17 protein-coding genes and 1 pseudogene are annotated in these 14,678 nt (G+C 32.5%); 9 read left to right on the top strand and 9 right to left on the bottom strand.

The annotated features are described in order from the left end of the window. A pseudogene (locus ACIQZC_RS04880) lies at nt 1-127 on the bottom strand (isopentenyl-diphosphate delta-isomerase); the annotation flags it as partial. A gap of 294 nt (nt 128-421) precedes the next feature. Here ACIQZC_RS04880 and ACIQZC_RS04875 point away from each other — a divergent pair. Continuing rightward, entirely contained in the window at nt 422-868 is a 447-nt protein-coding gene (locus ACIQZC_RS04875; protein WP_264548059.1) for a cold shock domain-containing protein, read from the top strand. 50 nt (nt 869-918) lie between these two features. Here the strand turns inward: ACIQZC_RS04875 and ACIQZC_RS04870 are convergent, their stop codons facing one another. After that, nucleotides 919-2,478: an FAD-dependent protein gene (locus tag ACIQZC_RS04870; RefSeq protein WP_396138116.1), complete on the bottom strand. Its 1,560-nt coding sequence runs from the start codon at nt 2,476-2,478 to the stop codon at nt 919-921. Between the two features lie 110 nt (nt 2,479-2,588). On the opposite strand from ACIQZC_RS04870, the gene ACIQZC_RS04865 reads away from it, so the two are divergent. Continuing rightward, a complete protein-coding gene (locus ACIQZC_RS04865; RefSeq protein WP_396138115.1) occupies nt 2,589-2,825 on the top strand; it encodes a hypothetical protein in 237 nt (78 codons plus the stop codon). A gap of 60 nt (nt 2,826-2,885) precedes the next feature. Here the strand turns inward: ACIQZC_RS04865 and recQ are convergent, their stop codons facing one another. Further along, nucleotides 2,886-5,081 (bottom strand): DNA helicase RecQ, encoded by a 2,196-nt coding sequence (gene recQ / locus ACIQZC_RS04860; RefSeq protein WP_396138114.1) that lies wholly within the window; start codon nt 5,079-5,081, stop codon nt 2,886-2,888. A gap of 85 nt (nt 5,082-5,166) precedes the next feature. On the opposite strand from recQ, the gene ACIQZC_RS04855 reads away from it, so the two are divergent. The 5 genes from ACIQZC_RS04855 to ACIQZC_RS04835 all read left to right on the top strand — a co-directional run bounded on the left by ACIQZC_RS04855 (nt 5,167) and on the right by ACIQZC_RS04835 (nt 8,445). Further along, nucleotides 5,167-6,132: an SIS domain-containing protein gene (locus tag ACIQZC_RS04855; RefSeq protein ID WP_396138113.1), complete on the top strand. Its 966-nt coding sequence runs from the start codon at nt 5,167-5,169 to the stop codon at nt 6,130-6,132. Beyond that, on the top strand, nt 6,132-6,953 hold the full coding sequence (gene tatC / locus ACIQZC_RS04850) for a twin-arginine translocase subunit TatC (RefSeq protein WP_396138112.1): 822 nt from the start codon (nt 6,132-6,134) through the stop codon (nt 6,951-6,953). Before ACIQZC_RS04855 ends, tatC begins: the two co-directional genes overlap by 1 nt. A gap of 2 nt (nt 6,954-6,955) precedes the next feature. Continuing rightward, nucleotides 6,956-7,300, top strand: a complete 345-nt coding sequence (locus ACIQZC_RS04845) for a carboxymuconolactone decarboxylase family protein (RefSeq protein ID WP_396138111.1) — start codon at nt 6,956-6,958, stop codon at nt 7,298-7,300. A gap of 152 nt (nt 7,301-7,452) precedes the next feature. Beyond that, entirely contained in the window at nt 7,453-8,217 is a 765-nt protein-coding gene (gene lptB / locus ACIQZC_RS04840; RefSeq protein WP_396138110.1) for an LPS export ABC transporter ATP-binding protein, read from the top strand. A gap of 6 nt (nt 8,218-8,223) precedes the next feature. Further along, nucleotides 8,224-8,445: a DUF5808 domain-containing protein gene (locus tag ACIQZC_RS04835; protein ID WP_396138109.1), complete on the top strand. Its 222-nt coding sequence runs from the start codon at nt 8,224-8,226 to the stop codon at nt 8,443-8,445. Nucleotides 8,446-8,448: 3 nt separating this feature from the next. On the opposite strand, the gene ACIQZC_RS04830 is transcribed toward ACIQZC_RS04835, so the two are convergent. Beyond that, a complete protein-coding gene (locus ACIQZC_RS04830; protein WP_396138108.1) occupies nt 8,449-9,303 on the bottom strand; it encodes a glycoside hydrolase family 25 protein in 855 nt (284 codons plus the stop codon). Beyond that, nucleotides 9,303-10,046, bottom strand: a complete 744-nt coding sequence (locus tag ACIQZC_RS04825; RefSeq protein WP_396138107.1) for a CDP-alcohol phosphatidyltransferase family protein — start codon at nt 10,044-10,046, stop codon at nt 9,303-9,305. Before ACIQZC_RS04825 ends, ACIQZC_RS04830 begins: the two co-directional genes overlap by 1 nt. A gap of 211 nt (nt 10,047-10,257) precedes the next feature. Here ACIQZC_RS04825 and ACIQZC_RS04820 point away from each other — a divergent pair, with 211 nt between their 5' ends. Both ACIQZC_RS04820 and ACIQZC_RS04815 read left to right on the top strand, forming a co-directional pair. Continuing rightward, nucleotides 10,258-11,247 (top strand): PorV/PorQ family protein, encoded by a 990-nt coding sequence (locus ACIQZC_RS04820; RefSeq protein ID WP_396138106.1) that lies wholly within the window; start codon nt 10,258-10,260, stop codon nt 11,245-11,247. A gap of 89 nt (nt 11,248-11,336) precedes the next feature. After that, complete coding sequence (locus ACIQZC_RS04815; protein ID WP_396138105.1) at nt 11,337-12,437, top strand: DUF4105 domain-containing protein; 1,101 nt, start codon at nt 11,337-11,339, stop codon at nt 12,435-12,437. Here ACIQZC_RS04815 and ACIQZC_RS04810 read toward each other — a convergent pair. The 4 genes from ACIQZC_RS04810 to ACIQZC_RS04795 all read right to left on the bottom strand — a co-directional run. Next, nucleotides 12,434-13,189 carry a LytR/AlgR family response regulator transcription factor gene (locus ACIQZC_RS04810; protein WP_396138104.1) on the bottom strand — a complete coding sequence of 252 codons (756 nt, stop codon included), beginning with the start codon at nt 13,187-13,189 and terminating at the stop codon, nt 12,434-12,436. The genes ACIQZC_RS04815 and ACIQZC_RS04810 overlap by 4 nt on opposite strands. A gap of 28 nt (nt 13,190-13,217) precedes the next feature. Beyond that, on the bottom strand, nt 13,218-13,859 hold the full coding sequence (locus tag ACIQZC_RS04805; protein WP_396138103.1) for a hypothetical protein: 642 nt from the start codon (nt 13,857-13,859) through the stop codon (nt 13,218-13,220). A 392-nt stretch (nt 13,860-14,251) separates the two neighbouring features. Then, the gene (locus tag ACIQZC_RS04800) at nt 14,252-14,467 is read right to left on the bottom strand and encodes a hypothetical protein (protein ID WP_396138102.1); all 216 of its coding nucleotides are present in this window, start codon (nt 14,465-14,467) and stop codon (nt 14,252-14,254) included. Beyond that, nucleotides 14,452-14,678, bottom strand: a 227-nt coding sequence (locus ACIQZC_RS04795) for a T9SS type A sorting domain-containing protein (protein WP_396138101.1), incomplete at its 5' end; no start/stop codon positions are given. The genes ACIQZC_RS04795 and ACIQZC_RS04800, both read right to left, overlap by 16 nt.

The following is a 14,678-nucleotide window of genomic DNA, read 5'->3' as shown; positions in this document are numbered from 1 at the left end:
TTTTATCATTCAAAACAAAGACTGAAAACGCTCTATGCAAAACTGCTTTTTCATGCGCTTCCATTTTGTTCATCAGCCCAATAGGCTCATCTTTTTCGTTAACCAATATTACTTGTTCTTCTTTCATGGTATTGTATAAGCTTGTCAAAAATACGAAAAAAGATACGATATACTAGTGATTTTGTCGATTGTGAAAAGTTTAACTTCTGTTGAATATTAGTATATTATTTGAATTAAAACCAAAAAGAAAATGTAAAACCAATAAAGTATCAGTTATTTTAACTACTTTTGTGGTCTTATAAAGATAATTATTTCATCTTGCAAAACTTTGACTCAAAGTAGGTTATACTTTTTTTTCGCTTGTGTGTTTTTATCCTTATACATTTAAAATAATATTAATTTTAATTACGATTTACATTTAATGGCTAGACCACAAGAAACTTTTAATAAAAAGGAACAAGAGAAACTTAGAGCAAAGAAGAAGAAAGAAAAGCAAGAAAAAAAGGAGGCCCGAAAAGCAAATCCTAAATTATCTGGTGAAGATATCTATGTATATGTAGATGAAAACGGTCACTTGACCAATACACCACCCGATCCTTCTAAAAAAATCATAGTTGATGTTGAAAGCATTGAAATAAACACTTCTAGAAGAACTGCAGCTGAAGAAGCACCTGTTGACCGTAGAGGAACTATTGATTTTTTCAACGAATCTAAAGGTTTTGGTTTTATCAAAGAAATTGAAACGGGTGAAAAATATTTTGTCCACATTAGTGGGCTTTTAGACGATGTAAAAGAAGGAAATTTAGTTACATATGAATTAGAAAAAGGGGCTAAAGGAATGAATGCCGTTAGAGTTAAAAAAATATAATTTTTGATCAATATATATACTAAATCACAGTGAAAGCTGTGATTTTTTTATTAAACCAAACTTTCAGCAATTTTCAAGGCACATTTTTCACCATCAATTGCAGCCGAAATAATACCACCGGCATACCCAGCTCCTTCGCCACAAGGATACAAACCTTTGATTTGAAGATGTTCCAATGAAAAATTATCTCTTGGAATACGCACTGGTGAAGAAGTTCTGCTTTCTGGCGCATGTAAAATGGCTTCATTGGTCATGTAACCCCGCATAGCTTTTCCAAATTGCATAAAACCTTCTCGCATGATTTGCGATAAAAAACCTGGAAACACCTGCCCCATTTCTACTGAAGTAGTTCCCGGAACATAGGATGTTTTTGGAATATCTGATGAAACTTTATTTTGTGTAAAATCAACCATGCGTTGTGCAGGAACTTTTTGGGTTGAACCCGCCAAATGCCAAGCGTTTTGCTCAATGGCTTTTTGAAATTCCATTCCCGCTAAGGGTCCAAATTTTTCATAGGGTTTAAAATCTTCCAATTTTAATTCTACTACAATTCCAGAGTTTGCAGTGGCTTGATCTCGTTTTGAAGGCGACCAACCGTTTGTAACTACTTCGCCCGGAGCAGTGGCACAAGGCGCAATTACCCCACCTGGACACATACAAAACGAATACATCCCGCGTCCATTGACTTGTTTTACAATCGAATAGGGAGCTGGCGGTAAATAATCGCCTCTAAAATCGCACGAATATTGGATTTGGTCAATTAACTCTTGTGGATGTTCTGCCCGAACACCTAACGCAAAAGGTTTGGCTTCGATTAAAATGTTCTTTTTATGTAATAATTCGAAAATATCACGAGCCGAATGTCCTGTAGCTAAAATTACTTTATTGGCAGAAATGATAGCGCCACTTTGAAGAACAACACCTTGCATTTCGTTGTTTTTAACCACAAAATCGGTCACTCGGGTTTCAAACAACACTTGTCCGCCACAAGCGATGATTTTTTCTCTAATGTCTTGAATGATCTGCGGTAATTTATTGGTTCCAATGTGCGGATGTGCCTCTACCATAATTTCAGGAGTTGCCCCAAAACCAACTAAAAGTGCTAAAATTCGATCTACATCACCACGTTTTTTAGAACGAGTATATAATTTTCCATCAGAATAGGTTCCTGCGCCGCCTTCGCCAAAACAATAATTGGAATCTTCATTTACAATACCATCTACATTTATTGCTTTTAAATCGCGACGACGTCCACGCACATCTTTTCCTCGTTCTAAAACAATGGGTTTTAAACCTAATTCGATTAATTGCAAAGCCGCAAATAATCCAGCAGGTCCGGCACCAATTACAATTACTTCTTGTTTATTCGCTACATTTGGATAATCGGGTAATTCTATTTTTTGTTCGGTATATGTTTCACCAACTAAAAAAACAGTTGCTTTAATGTTTATTTTAATGGCTTTTTGACGGGCATCAATAGAACGTTTTAGAACCACTACTTTTTGAATTTCTTTTGGACTGACCTGAAATAACTTAGCAACGTGTTGCTCTAACAAACTTTCGTTTGCAGCTACTTCAGGTGAAACTTGAAATTGAAATTCGCGTGGCATAATTTTGATTTTCGGATGATCAGCTATTCTGATGTATTTAGAAATATAATTTTGCAAAAATAGTAATTTGAACGCTGACTTCGTAACTTTGTATTCTAGAAACTTATGTCATGCGAAAAATAAAATTAATTTGGGATTTTAGAGGAGAAGCTTCTGCAAAAACGGCAGAACACCATATTATTCATCTCAATGAATATTTAGAAAACGAAAAAATAATTTTAGAAAAAACAGGATTTGACGTTATCAACGAAATGCACGCTATTGCTTTTATGGTAGTCGAAGAAAACGATATGATTAAGTTTAGAGATGTTTTAAAACCTCATCGAGGAGAAGTTTATTTAGTCTAAAGTAAATTCAGACGTTACTTTATGACTTTCGACTTTAAGACTTTAAACTTTTGACTAATTTTAATTTGCCACTTCGCTGATAAATTTAATGCGCATCAAACGCAATTCCTCGATATCATAATCGCCATCAAATTCTTTCAAGGCATCTTTAATATTATCCGATTCTGAATCCATAAAATAATCGTGAATTTCTTCTTGCTGATCTTCATCTAAAATATCATCAATCCAATACCTAATATTCAACTTGGTTCCCGAATAAACAATTTGTTCCATTTCTTTCAACAAACCGTCTATATCTAAACCTTTCGCTTTTGCAATATCGTCTAATGCTAATTTTCTATCGACATTTTGAATGATATACAATTTCAGGCCAGAATTTGCACCTGTTGATTTTACAACCAAGTCATCTGGACGAATAATATCATTATCTCTTACATATTGTGCAATTAATTCAACAAATTCTTTACCATACTTTTTAGCTTTTCCTTCTCCTACCCCATGCATATTGCTAAGTTCGTCGATTGATATTGGATATTTCAATGCCATATCTTCTAACGAAGGGTCTTGAAACACTACAAATGGCGGAATTGCAAGTTTTTTAGCTACTTTTTTACGTAAATCGCGCAACATGCTCATTAAAACCTCGTCAGCTGTTCCAGATGATTTTGCAGCCGTTACAATTGCCTCATCTTCCTCTTCATTGTATTCATGATCTTCTGACATCATGAATGAAGATGGATTTTTGATAAAATCTTCTCCCTTAGGTGTTAATTTTATAACACCGTAAGTTTCGATATCTTTTGATAATAATCCATCTACTAATACTTGACGAATTAACGCCATCCAATATTTTTCATCAAATTTTACTCCACTGGCAAAATAGGAATGGGTATCTATTTTTTGTGCTTTAATAATCGCATTGATTTTACCTACTAAAGCAAATATAACTTCTTTTGACTTGAACAATTGTTTTGTATCTCGAACTACTTTTAATAAAGTAACAACTTGATTTTGAGCTTCAACTTTTGTTTTTGGATTGCGCACATTATCATCCATATCAGCACCTTCGCCATCAACATCATCAAATTCTTCACCAAAATAATGAAGTAAAAACTTACGTCGCGAAATAGAAGTTTCTGCATAAGCCACTACCTCTTGCAACAAGGCAAATCCAATTTCTTGTTCTGCTACTGGTTTTCCCGAAAGGAATTTTTCTAGTTTTTCGATGTCTTTATAAGAATAGTAAGCTAAACAATGACCTTCACCACCATCTCGTCCGGCACGACCTGTTTCTTGATAATAACTTTCTAAAGACTTAGGAATATCATGATGAATAACAAAACGAACGTCTGGTTTGTCAATTCCCATACCAAAGGCAATAGTTGCCACCACGACCTCCACATCTTCCATCAAAAACATATCTTGATGTCTTGCTCGTGTCTTAGCATCTAATCCCGCATGATAAGGCACCGAACTAATACCATTTACTTGTAAAACATGTGCAATTTCTTCCACTTTTTTACGACTTAAACAATAAATAACTCCAGATTTTCCTTTGTATTGTTTGATGAATCGAATGATATCTGATTCTATATTTTTTGTTTTGGTGCGTACTTCGTAATATAAATTAGGTCTATTGAATGATGCCTTGAAAGTATTAGCATCGGGCATGTCTAAGTTTTTTAAGATATCCTCTTGCACTTTTGGAGTAGCCGTTGCTGTTAAGCCAATCATCGGCACATCACCTAATTGACGAACAATATTTCGTAAATTTCTATATTCAGGTCTAAAATCATGTCCCCATTCTGAAATACAATGCGCTTCATCAATAGCAACAAAGGAAATTTTAACTTCGTTTAAAAATTGTAAATATTCCTCTTTTGTTAATGATTCTGGAGCTACATAAAGCAATTTAGTTACACCAGAAGTAATGTCTTTTTTTACTTGATTTACCTCTGTTTTATTTAAAGAAGAGTTTAAAACATGTGCAATTCCTGTCACTGAACTTAAACTTCGAATAGCATCGACTTGATTTTTCATTAACGCAATAAGCGGAGATACAACTATAGCAGTTCCTTCTAATACTAATGCAGGCAACTGATAGCAAAGTGATTTTCCGCCACCAGTAGGCATAATAACAAAAGTATTATTCCCCGTAATGATACTTTTAACTACCTGTTCTTGAAGACCTTTGAATTGATTAAAGCCAAAATATTTCTTTAATTCTTTATGTAAATCAATTTCGTGTGGATTCATTCTGTATTAATATGATTTTACCTAAATTTGCAAACATAAAGATACGATTTTCTTTAACACATACAAATTTTTTAATATATCTATTTTGAGTACAATTGAAACCATTTTAGCTACTGCAAAAAAGACGCTTTTATCAGAAAGTAAAAGCATCGAAAACCTTGTCAATTATTTAGATGAAGACTTTGCAAAAAGTGTGACCGAAATATATAATACCAAAGGCAGATTGGTAGTAACAGGTATTGGGAAAAGCGCTTTAATTGCTCAAAAGATAGTAGCTACCTTAAATTCTACAGGAACCCCTTCTTTGTTTTTACATGCTGCAGAAGCAGTTCATGGTGATTTAGGTATGGTATTGCCCGAAGACATTATTATATGTATATCAAAAAGTGGCAATAGTCCAGAGATTAAAGTATTGGCGCCTCTTTTAAAACGATTTGGCAACATCTTAATAGGCATGACTGCCGATAAAAATTCGTTTTTAGGTAGAGAATCACATTATATTTTGCATGCATATGTAGAAAGTGAAGCTTGTCCGAACAATTTAGCACCTACTAACAGTACCACTGCACAATTAGTACTTGGAGATGCTTTAGCCGTTTGTTTAATGGAATTAAGAAACTTTAAAAGTGAAGATTTTGCAATCTATCATCCGGGTGGTGCTTTAGGAAAAAAATTATTGCTTCGCGTTAGAGACATGCTAGATACAACACACAAACCTATGGTTACTCCTGATGCTTCCATTAAAAAAGTGATTATGGAAATTTCTGAAAAACGTTTGGGAGTAGCTGCTGTAATTGAAAACAATCAAGTTATTGGTATTATAACAGATGGGGATATTCGAAGAATGCTGAATAATCGTGATACTTTTTCTGATTTAACCGCAAGAGATATTATGACCAAAAATCCGAAACATATTAGCTCATCTTTATTAGTTTCAGAGGCTTTAGATGTCTTGGAAAATAATGCCATCACTCAATTAGTTGTAATTGATGATAAGGAATATAAAGGTATCTTACATTTACATGATATTTTAAAAGAAGGAATTGTATAATGGCAAAAAAGAATTTGGGTGAGATGTCTTTTTTAGATCATCTTGAAGAACTTCGTTGGTTATTAGTGAGAAGCTCAGCTGCCATTTTAATTTGCGCAACTGTTGCTTTCTTTTTTAGTGATTTTATATTTAATGAAATTATTTTTGGTCCAAAGAATATCAATTTTATTTCCTATCGCCTTTTTTGTGAATTTTCTACCCAGTTAGATCTTTCAGAATCATTTTGTGTTACCGAATTGCCTTTTAATATTCAAAATACTGCTATTGAAGGTCAAGTTTCTTTATTAATCTGGACTTGTATAACTGCAGGATTTATTATAGCTTTCCCTTATATGCTTTGGTTGTTGTGGAACTTCATAAGTCCGGCTTTGTATGAAAAAGAACGGAAATATGCCAAAGCATTTGTATCTATTGCTTCTTTATTATTTTTCCTAGGGGTTTTATTTGGGTACTTCATTATCATACCTATGTCGATTAATTTCTTTGCTACTTTTACCGTGAGTCCAGAAATTAAAAACGATATCAACATTCAGTCCTACATTAGTATGATAAAAACATCGGTGATTGCAAGCGGATTAATTTTTGAAATGCCAATCATTATTTATTTTTTATCTAAAGTAGGATTAGTAACTCCGAGTTTCTTAAGAAAATACAGAAAATACGCAATTGTATTAATATTGATAGTTGCTGCTATTGTAACACCACCTGATGTTGTGAGCCAAATTATAGTTTCTATCCCTTTATTGGTATTGTATGAAATAAGTATTTTTATCAGTGCTGCCGTACTTAAAAACAAAGAAAAAGAAAAATTAAATACCTAAATATGTCAGATTTAGTAAAAGAATTCAACGATTATCGTTCAAAAATGAACGAAAAATTACTAGCCGATAACAATAAAGTCATCAAACGAATTTTCAATGTTGATACCAATGCCTATATGGAGGGTGTTTTGGATGTAAAAACAAAAGAACTCCTGGGTTTAGTAGCTTCGGCGGTTTTGCGTTGCGATGATTGTATTAAATATCATTTGGAAACCGCATATAAAAATGGTGTTAACAAAGAGGAAATGATGGAAGCTATGGGTATTGCTACTCTAGTGGGCGGAACTATCGTAATTCCACATTTGAGACGCGCTTATGAGTTTTGGGAAGCGCTGGAAAATAATTAGTCCATTTGAAAATTAATCAATTTGAAAATGTAATTCTTTGTTAATTCATTTATTCTATTGATTATTTTTACTTTATTTGTTTATTGATATTATCGTAGGTTGGTTTTGAGCATTGACTCATTTTCAAATCTTCAAATTTTCAAATTAGAATCATGAAATTAAGAGCAGAAAATTTAGTTAAAACTTATAAGAAAAGAAGCGTAGTAAAAGGAATTTCCGTTGAAGTAAATCAAGGAGAAATTGTAGGTTTATTAGGGCCTAATGGTGCCGGAAAAACTACTTCGTTCTATATGATTGTGGGTTTAGTGAAGCCAAACAGTGGAAATATTTATCTTGATGATATGAATATTACCAATTTTCCGATGTACAAACGTGCACAAAACGGAATTGGCTATTTAGCACAAGAAGCTTCTGTTTTTAGAAAACTAAGTATTGAAGATAATATTCTAAGTGTTTTGCAATTGACTTCACTTTCCAAAGAAGCACAAATTGCTAAAATGGAAGAATTAATTGCTGAATTTTCTTTGGAACATATTCGAACTAATCGTGGCGATTTATTATCTGGTGGTGAGCGTCGTCGTACTGAAATTGCACGTGCGTTGGCAACAGATCCCAAATTTATTTTATTAGACGAACCCTTTGCAGGAGTTGACCCAGTAGCGGTAGAAGATATTCAACGCATTGTTGCCCAATTAAAAAATAAGAACATCGGAATTTTAATTACCGACCACAATGTGCAAGAAACGTTAGCCATTACAGACAAAACCTACTTAATGTTTGAAGGAGGAATCTTAAAAGCAGGAAAACCAGAAGAATTAGTGGAAGACGAAATGGTTCGTAGAGTTTATTTAGGTCAGAATTTTGAATTACGCAAAACGAAAATTGACTTCAATGCACCAAAAGTGGATATAGAATAGTAATCCATGAAAAAGCCTAGCAAAGAAACTTTAGAAAAATGGCATAAAGACCCAAACAATTGGAAATGGGGTAGCTTTTATTTCAACAAAGAAGACAATCGATTATTTCCGCCTAAACGTATTGCTTGGATGGGCTGGACAATAAACTTTGCGAATTGGAAATCAATTCTAGCTTTCGGGATACTTTTTAGTGCTATCTTAGTTTTACTTTGGTTTAAAAAACCATAAATACTATTTTTTCAAACCTATTTTTAATAAGTCGTTTTTATCGCCATTAAAAATATTTAGATCTACCATTGCATCAATCCCCTCTATTTTTGCTTTTTCGGTGAATTGCCAAAACTGCCAATCTGATTCTAAATCATTGCGCCAAAAATTATAATTGGCAATCCAAAGCGGATATTCCGAAAACTCTTCTTTTAAAAAATCTTTGTAATAACTTTCACCTGAATAGATAATTGGTTTCACTCCATAGTGTTTTTCAACTACAGATAGCCAATTGCGTAAACCAACTTTCAAACGAACAATTGACTGTGTTTTAGGTAATTTTTCGATGTCTAAAACAGGTGGCAAATCTCCTTTTTGAAGCGTAACATTTTTAATGAAATTGTCAGCTTGTACCAACGAATTTTCATTAGGTCGATAATAATGATAAGCACCACGAATTAATTGCCGTGCTTTTGCACCTTTCCAATTTTCTTCAAAACGTGAATCTATTCTATTTTCTCCGGCAGTGGCTCTTATAAAAACATAAGACAATTCAAAAGCTTCTTCAATATGATAGGTTTGTTCCCAATTGATTTCACCTTGGTATTCCGAAACATCAAATCCTATAGCTTTACTGTCGTGTTTGTGTAATACTTCATAGATTCTAATATCGGCTAATTTTCGTTCGTCAGCAGATAGTTCATTGGCATATTTGTCGGTTTTAAATCCGAGATAATACATGAAACCATCTCGAAATTTAAAAACACTAATGACAACAATTAATATTAGAAAAAAAGAAAATACAGCTTTAAACCACTTTCCAAAAAAACGCGATTTTCTTTTTTTAATAATTCGTCTTCTTTTAACTGGATGCGCCATTATTTTTTAGCCAAAACCATATTGTTTAAAACTGATAACACAACATAGAGTAAAATTATAATTGGCAAGGCTGTGAAACCTAAAATCAATAACAAAGAAGCAGCTATTGTTAAAAATAACACTTGCATTTTATTTTTTTCCCAACTAAAGTTTTTAATTTTTAAAGAAAATAAAGGAATTTCAGCATTTAACATATAAGCGCTAAGCAAAATTATTGCTAACAAAACAAAAGGGTTAAAAAGTGCATTAACTAACCATTCATGTGTTCCAGCAAATTGAATCATTGGAATACTCATAATAAACAAAGCATTTGCAGGCGTTGGCAAACCAATAAATGAATCGGTTTGGCGGGTATCGATATTAAACTTAGCCAATCGATAAGCAGATGCTAAGGTAATAATGAAACCCAAATAAGGGACAAATCCCATGTAATAAAAGTCTTCCGTCAAATAATATACAGAAGTGTCGTCTTCCTGAATATCTTGTAACAATTTAAAAATCATTAAGCCCGGAACTACTCCGCTTGTTACTACATCGGCTAATGAATCTAATTGCAAACCTAGTTCACCAGAAACTTTAAACTTACGAGCAAAAAAACCGTCCCAAAAGTCAAAGAAAATACCCAAACAAACAAACAGAAAAGCTTCGTCATAATAGCCTTTAAATATAGCAATAATAGCTAATAAACCACTAGCAAGGTTTAATAAGGTAATTGCGTTTGGAATGTGTTTTTTAATTTGCATATGAGAATAAGTATTTGGTCAACTCAAAAATAACTAAAAATATTTTACGCAAATGTAATACAATAACTTAATACATTTAGAGTTTAGTAATTAAGAAATTTATTTCATCTTTGTAAAAAAATTGGCGTTGAAAAAGACCTTTTTCCTTATTTTCTTTTGTTTAATAAGTAATAGCTACTCTCAAACTGTTCGTAAATATTCGAATGAATTTATGAATATTGGAGTTGATGCTGCTGCCTTAGGAATGTCTAATGCGGTAGTTTCGCATACACATGATGTAAATTCGGGGTATTGGAATCCAGCTGGTTTATTACATATTGAAGATAAACAATTTTCTTTGATGCATGCCAATTATTTTGCGAACATTGCACAATTTGATTATGCTGGTTTTGCAATGCCAATTGATGATCAAAGTGCCGTAGGTATTTCATTAATTCGTTTTGGGGTGGATGACATTTTAAACACGACTCAATTAATAGATAGCGAAGGTACTATCGATTATAACCGTATCTCATTGTTTTCAACTGCCGATTATGGCTTGACTGTTTCTTATGCTCGGAGTTTACCGATCGATGGGTTAAACTATGGCGTAAATGCTAAAGTAATTCGAAGAGTTATAGGGGATTTTGCCAATTCATGGGGATTTGGGTTTGACTTAGGTATTCAATACATAAGCGATGATGAAGATTGGAAATTTGGATTAATGATTCGCGATATTACCACTACTTATAATACTTGGACCATAGACAAAGAAAAATATCAAGCTATAGCAGATGCTATTCCAGGCGAAAATCAGGAATTACCCGAAACAAGCGAAATTACCCTACCCAAAGCACAATTGGGTTTGTCCAAAAAATGGATTATTCGCTATGATTATAGCCTTTTAGCTGCTACTAATTTGAACATGCAATTTGCACAAACGAACGACATTATTTCGACCAGCACAGTAAGTATCGACCCTGCTTTAGGACTTGAATTTGGCTATTTAGATTTGGTTTATCTTCGTGGTGGTGTAGGTAATTTTCAACAAATAACACAAATTGACAATTCAAAAAAAGTGAGTTTCCAACCCAATATTGGCTTAGGATTTAAATACAAAGGCATTCAAGTTGATTATGCACTAACCGATTTAGGCGACCAAAGTGCCGCTCTATATTCTAATATTTTCTCTCTCAAAGTAGATTGGGAATTGTTTAGATAATGAATGGTTGGTGATGGATGATGGGTGATGGGTGATGGATTGTCAAGCTGAACTTGTTTCAGCTTATAAATAAAATTTAATATCAAATAATGAAAAACAAAATACGCTACATACTAATTTTCTTCTTATCAACAGCAACTTTTTCACAAACTGTATCGCTTTCTGAACAAGCAAAAGTTAGTATATTAACGTGCGGAACTGGCCCCGAATCTTATGCTATGTATGGTCATACGGCTATTCGTATTCAAGATGTCGCTCTAGGTTTAGATGTGGTATATAACTACGGTGCTTTTGATTTTAGCACCCCTAATTTCATTGGACGATTTGTTAAAGGTGATTTACAGTATTTTATTACCAACGAAAGTTATATTGATTTTTATTATAATTATCAGGCAGAAAATAGGGAAATTATTGAACAAGAATTAGCAATAAGTCCTATTCAAGTAAAGCAATTATTTGAACAACTAAACGCTTCTGTTTACAGTAATGAACGATTTTACACCTATAAATTTATTGACCGAAATTGCACAACTATGGTAGTTGATAAAATAAATAATACACTTGGAAACCAATCCATAAAAGCAACTACTTCAAATCAATCGTATAGAGAACTATTATATCCTTATATGTCTAATTTTTATATGAAATTAGGTATTCAAATTATTTTTGGAACAAAAGTAGACCAACCTGCAAGTCGTTTATTTTTGCCTTACGAATTTAAAACAGCACTTTCAAAAACTAGAGTTAATGGAAAGCAAATTGAAAAATCGAATGAAACGATATTAAAAGCTCGACCAACATCGGTTCCGTTCAATTGGTTGAATTCTATCTATTCATTAATTGGAGTGCTTTTAGTATTGGCACTTTTAGGAAAAAAATGGATTCCAATCATATACTTTACATTGGCTGGTTTGTTAGGACTCTTTTTCTCTTTGGTAGGATTATATTCGTTACACGATGAACTGCTATGGAATTACAACATCTTGTTATTCAATCCTTTACTTTTGTTTTATGCTTGGTATTCTTTTAAGGAGCAAAAAACAAAAACAAAACTAGTGGGTAAATTAATTTTAGGCTGTTTAGCAGTTTATTTGGTTTACATGATCAATAAAATACATCTAGAAATTGTTTGGCCTTTTATGGTGTTGCAGATCTATTGGCTGCTAAAAAACGTATTAAAAAAAGACTAATTAACTCTTAAGTATTTCAAAAATTCTTTTTCTTTTCGTTTCGCAACAGGAAGATCTACGCCGTTTTTAAATTCACAATACAAACCATCTTTTTTATTGATTCGTAGAATTTGATGCACGTTGACTAAACAAGAATTGTGAATTCTAAAAAAACTAGCTTTTGGAAAAATATTTTGGTATTCCCCTATGTTTTTGGAAGATAAAACTTTATCCCCATTTTGCAGAAAAAATTCGGTGTATTTTCCATCCGCTTTACAATACAGCACTTCAACAAATTTTATTATTTCTATTTTATCTAATGAAGAAACAATGAAAAAGTCTTTAGTTGAATTTGTTAACCAATCGTTGTTAGCACCGTTCAAGACTTGCAAATAAGCCAAATCTCTTTCAAAATGATGCATAACTTTAGATAATGATTCAGAAAATGCATCAAAATTGATTGGTTTTAACATAAAGTCAACTGCATTACATTTAAATGCTTGGTATGCTTCTTTTTCGTTTGAACCTATGAAAATAAATTTAGCTTCTAAGAAATCGATATTGTTTAATGTTTCAAAAACTTTGTAATTTTCCTTGGTTGCGCTAATTATAATTAAATTAGGTTTGATTATACTGATGTCTTTCAGTCCATCTCGTAAAGATTTTGCTTTACCTACAATTGAAAAAATCGATGAATTTTCCATACCAAAGGTTTCAAAACTTTGAATGATTTTGACATTATCTTCGATTAAAAAAGTATTTAGTAGGGTCATCGGAATGTATTTATTTTTTAAAAAACTGTTAATACCAATCGGAGTGGTATCTGTTTTCACCTAAATAAAAGATGATTCCAAAAGAAAAGTTATAAAAACTTCCTGATTGTGGTTTGTATTCTGGATCTAATAATAATCCATCGAAACCATAGTGCTGCTTCATGGTGATATTATGAGTAAAATCGGCCGTTAGTGCAAATTTATTAGAAATGTTATACATCGGCGTGATTCCTATACCAATTACACCTACTTTTTCATATTCATTTTTTCCTATCATATAAGCGAAAGCAACTCCTGCGTCAACGTGCGCATTTACTCCTAAACGATCTCTGGTTAAATAGGTTAAGCCCAATTGTTTCCCAATATTATAGATACCAGAAACAGAAATTGTATTGTATGTAATTCCTACCTTTCCACCTGGATCATTCACGAAATGATCAAATTTATAAGAAACTTTTGCACCTATTTTCTCAGTAAACATGTAACGAACTCCCACATTAAAGTGATTCATACCCGAAAAGTTAGATTTAAAACCCTTATAATAAGGCTCTATTGCTCCTGTATAGCCATATCCTGCTTCAAGCGACATGTTATTCACATTAAACTGAGCTAAAAGCAAACTAGAATTCAACAAGATAAAAACAAAAAATGATTTCGATACTAATTTCATGATATAAATAAATAAGGTACGAATGTAAAAAAAATGTGTTTATTTAAATAATTTATTGAAGTTTTTTTTTAATTAATGGAACATATTTCTATTACACAATATAATTTTCTATCTTTTACTATCATAGCAATTCATTAGTTTTGAAATACCTCTAACATACTCTTTGTATACTTCTAGCATACACTCGATATACACTCTGCATACACTCTGCATACACTCGATATACATTAATGATGGGTATTGGGTGATGAATCAATTTAACAATTTGGAGATTTGAAGATTTATATAAATTGGAATAACGAAGTTAAAATAATTTTTTTTTAGCGTATACCCTATACCTTTTTACCAAATAAAATAAAAAAACCGCCTCATATTGAGACGGTTTTTGTTATTTATTTAACCAGTTTTCTTTTATGAATTAGCCAATATGCTATTCCTATTGCTGTTATAAAAAGTAATGGTAAATAATCATCCACCGGAACGTCTTGAGTGTCATCTTGAAAAGGTTCTTGTGCTTGCAGTGTTAAAGTAACTAAAACCAAAGCGATACTGTATATTATTTTTGCTGTATTTTTCATTTTGCTTCGTATTATTATTCTACAATCCATTTTACTTGTTTGGTTATGCCTTGTGTAGTAATGCTTACTAAATACACACCATTACTTAAACTAGCACTTGGTGTTACTTGAATAGCGTTTCCTTGACTCATTACCGTTACCGGAATAGTTTGTCCTACAACATTGTAAACTAAAACTGTTGCTTCTGTAATGCCATCAATATAGAAACTACCTCCTGCTTTTGCTGGGTTAGGATACAATT

Source organism: Flavobacterium sp. (assembly GCF_044338735.1).
In the GTDB taxonomy this organism is placed as follows: domain Bacteria; phylum Bacteroidota; class Bacteroidia; order Flavobacteriales; family Flavobacteriaceae; genus Flavobacterium.
This window is presented reverse-complemented; position numbering and strand designations above follow the sequence as displayed.

What these genes read in the sequence shown, in the direction of transcription:
- ACIQZC_RS04875 (WP_264548059.1), top strand. Translation starts at nt 422, where the DNA reads ATGGCTAGACCACAAGAAACTTTTAATAAAAAGGAACAAGAGAAACTT.
- ACIQZC_RS04870 (WP_396138116.1), bottom strand. Translation starts at nt 2,478, where the DNA reads ATGCCACGCGAATTTCAATTTCAAGTTTCACCTGAAGTAGCTGCAAAC.
- ACIQZC_RS04865 (WP_396138115.1), top strand. Translation starts at nt 2,589, where the DNA reads ATGCGAAAAATAAAATTAATTTGGGATTTTAGAGGAGAAGCTTCTGCA.
- recQ (WP_396138114.1), bottom strand. Translation starts at nt 5,081, where the DNA reads ATGAATCCACACGAAATTGATTTACATAAAGAATTAAAGAAATATTTT.
- tatC (WP_396138112.1), top strand. Translation starts at nt 6,132, where the DNA reads ATGGCAAAAAAGAATTTGGGTGAGATGTCTTTTTTAGATCATCTTGAA.
- ACIQZC_RS04845 (WP_396138111.1), top strand. Translation starts at nt 6,956, where the DNA reads ATGTCAGATTTAGTAAAAGAATTCAACGATTATCGTTCAAAAATGAAC.
- lptB (WP_396138110.1), top strand. Translation starts at nt 7,453, where the DNA reads ATGAAATTAAGAGCAGAAAATTTAGTTAAAACTTATAAGAAAAGAAGC.
- ACIQZC_RS04835 (WP_396138109.1), top strand. Translation starts at nt 8,224, where the DNA reads ATGAAAAAGCCTAGCAAAGAAACTTTAGAAAAATGGCATAAAGACCCA.
- ACIQZC_RS04830 (WP_396138108.1), bottom strand. Translation starts at nt 9,303, where the DNA reads ATGGCGCATCCAGTTAAAAGAAGACGAATTATTAAAAAAAGAAAATCG.
- ACIQZC_RS04825 (WP_396138107.1), bottom strand. Translation starts at nt 10,046, where the DNA reads ATGCAAATTAAAAAACACATTCCAAACGCAATTACCTTATTAAACCTT.
- ACIQZC_RS04820 (WP_396138106.1), top strand. Translation starts at nt 10,258, where the DNA reads ATGAATATTGGAGTTGATGCTGCTGCCTTAGGAATGTCTAATGCGGTA.
- ACIQZC_RS04815 (WP_396138105.1), top strand. Translation starts at nt 11,337, where the DNA reads ATGAAAAACAAAATACGCTACATACTAATTTTCTTCTTATCAACAGCA.
- ACIQZC_RS04810 (WP_396138104.1), bottom strand. Translation starts at nt 13,189, where the DNA reads ATGACCCTACTAAATACTTTTTTAATCGAAGATAATGTCAAAATCATT.
- ACIQZC_RS04805 (WP_396138103.1), bottom strand. Translation starts at nt 13,859, where the DNA reads ATGAAATTAGTATCGAAATCATTTTTTGTTTTTATCTTGTTGAATTCT.
- ACIQZC_RS04800 (WP_396138102.1), bottom strand. Translation starts at nt 14,467, where the DNA reads ATGGATTGTAGAATAATAATACGAAGCAAAATGAAAAATACAGCAAAA.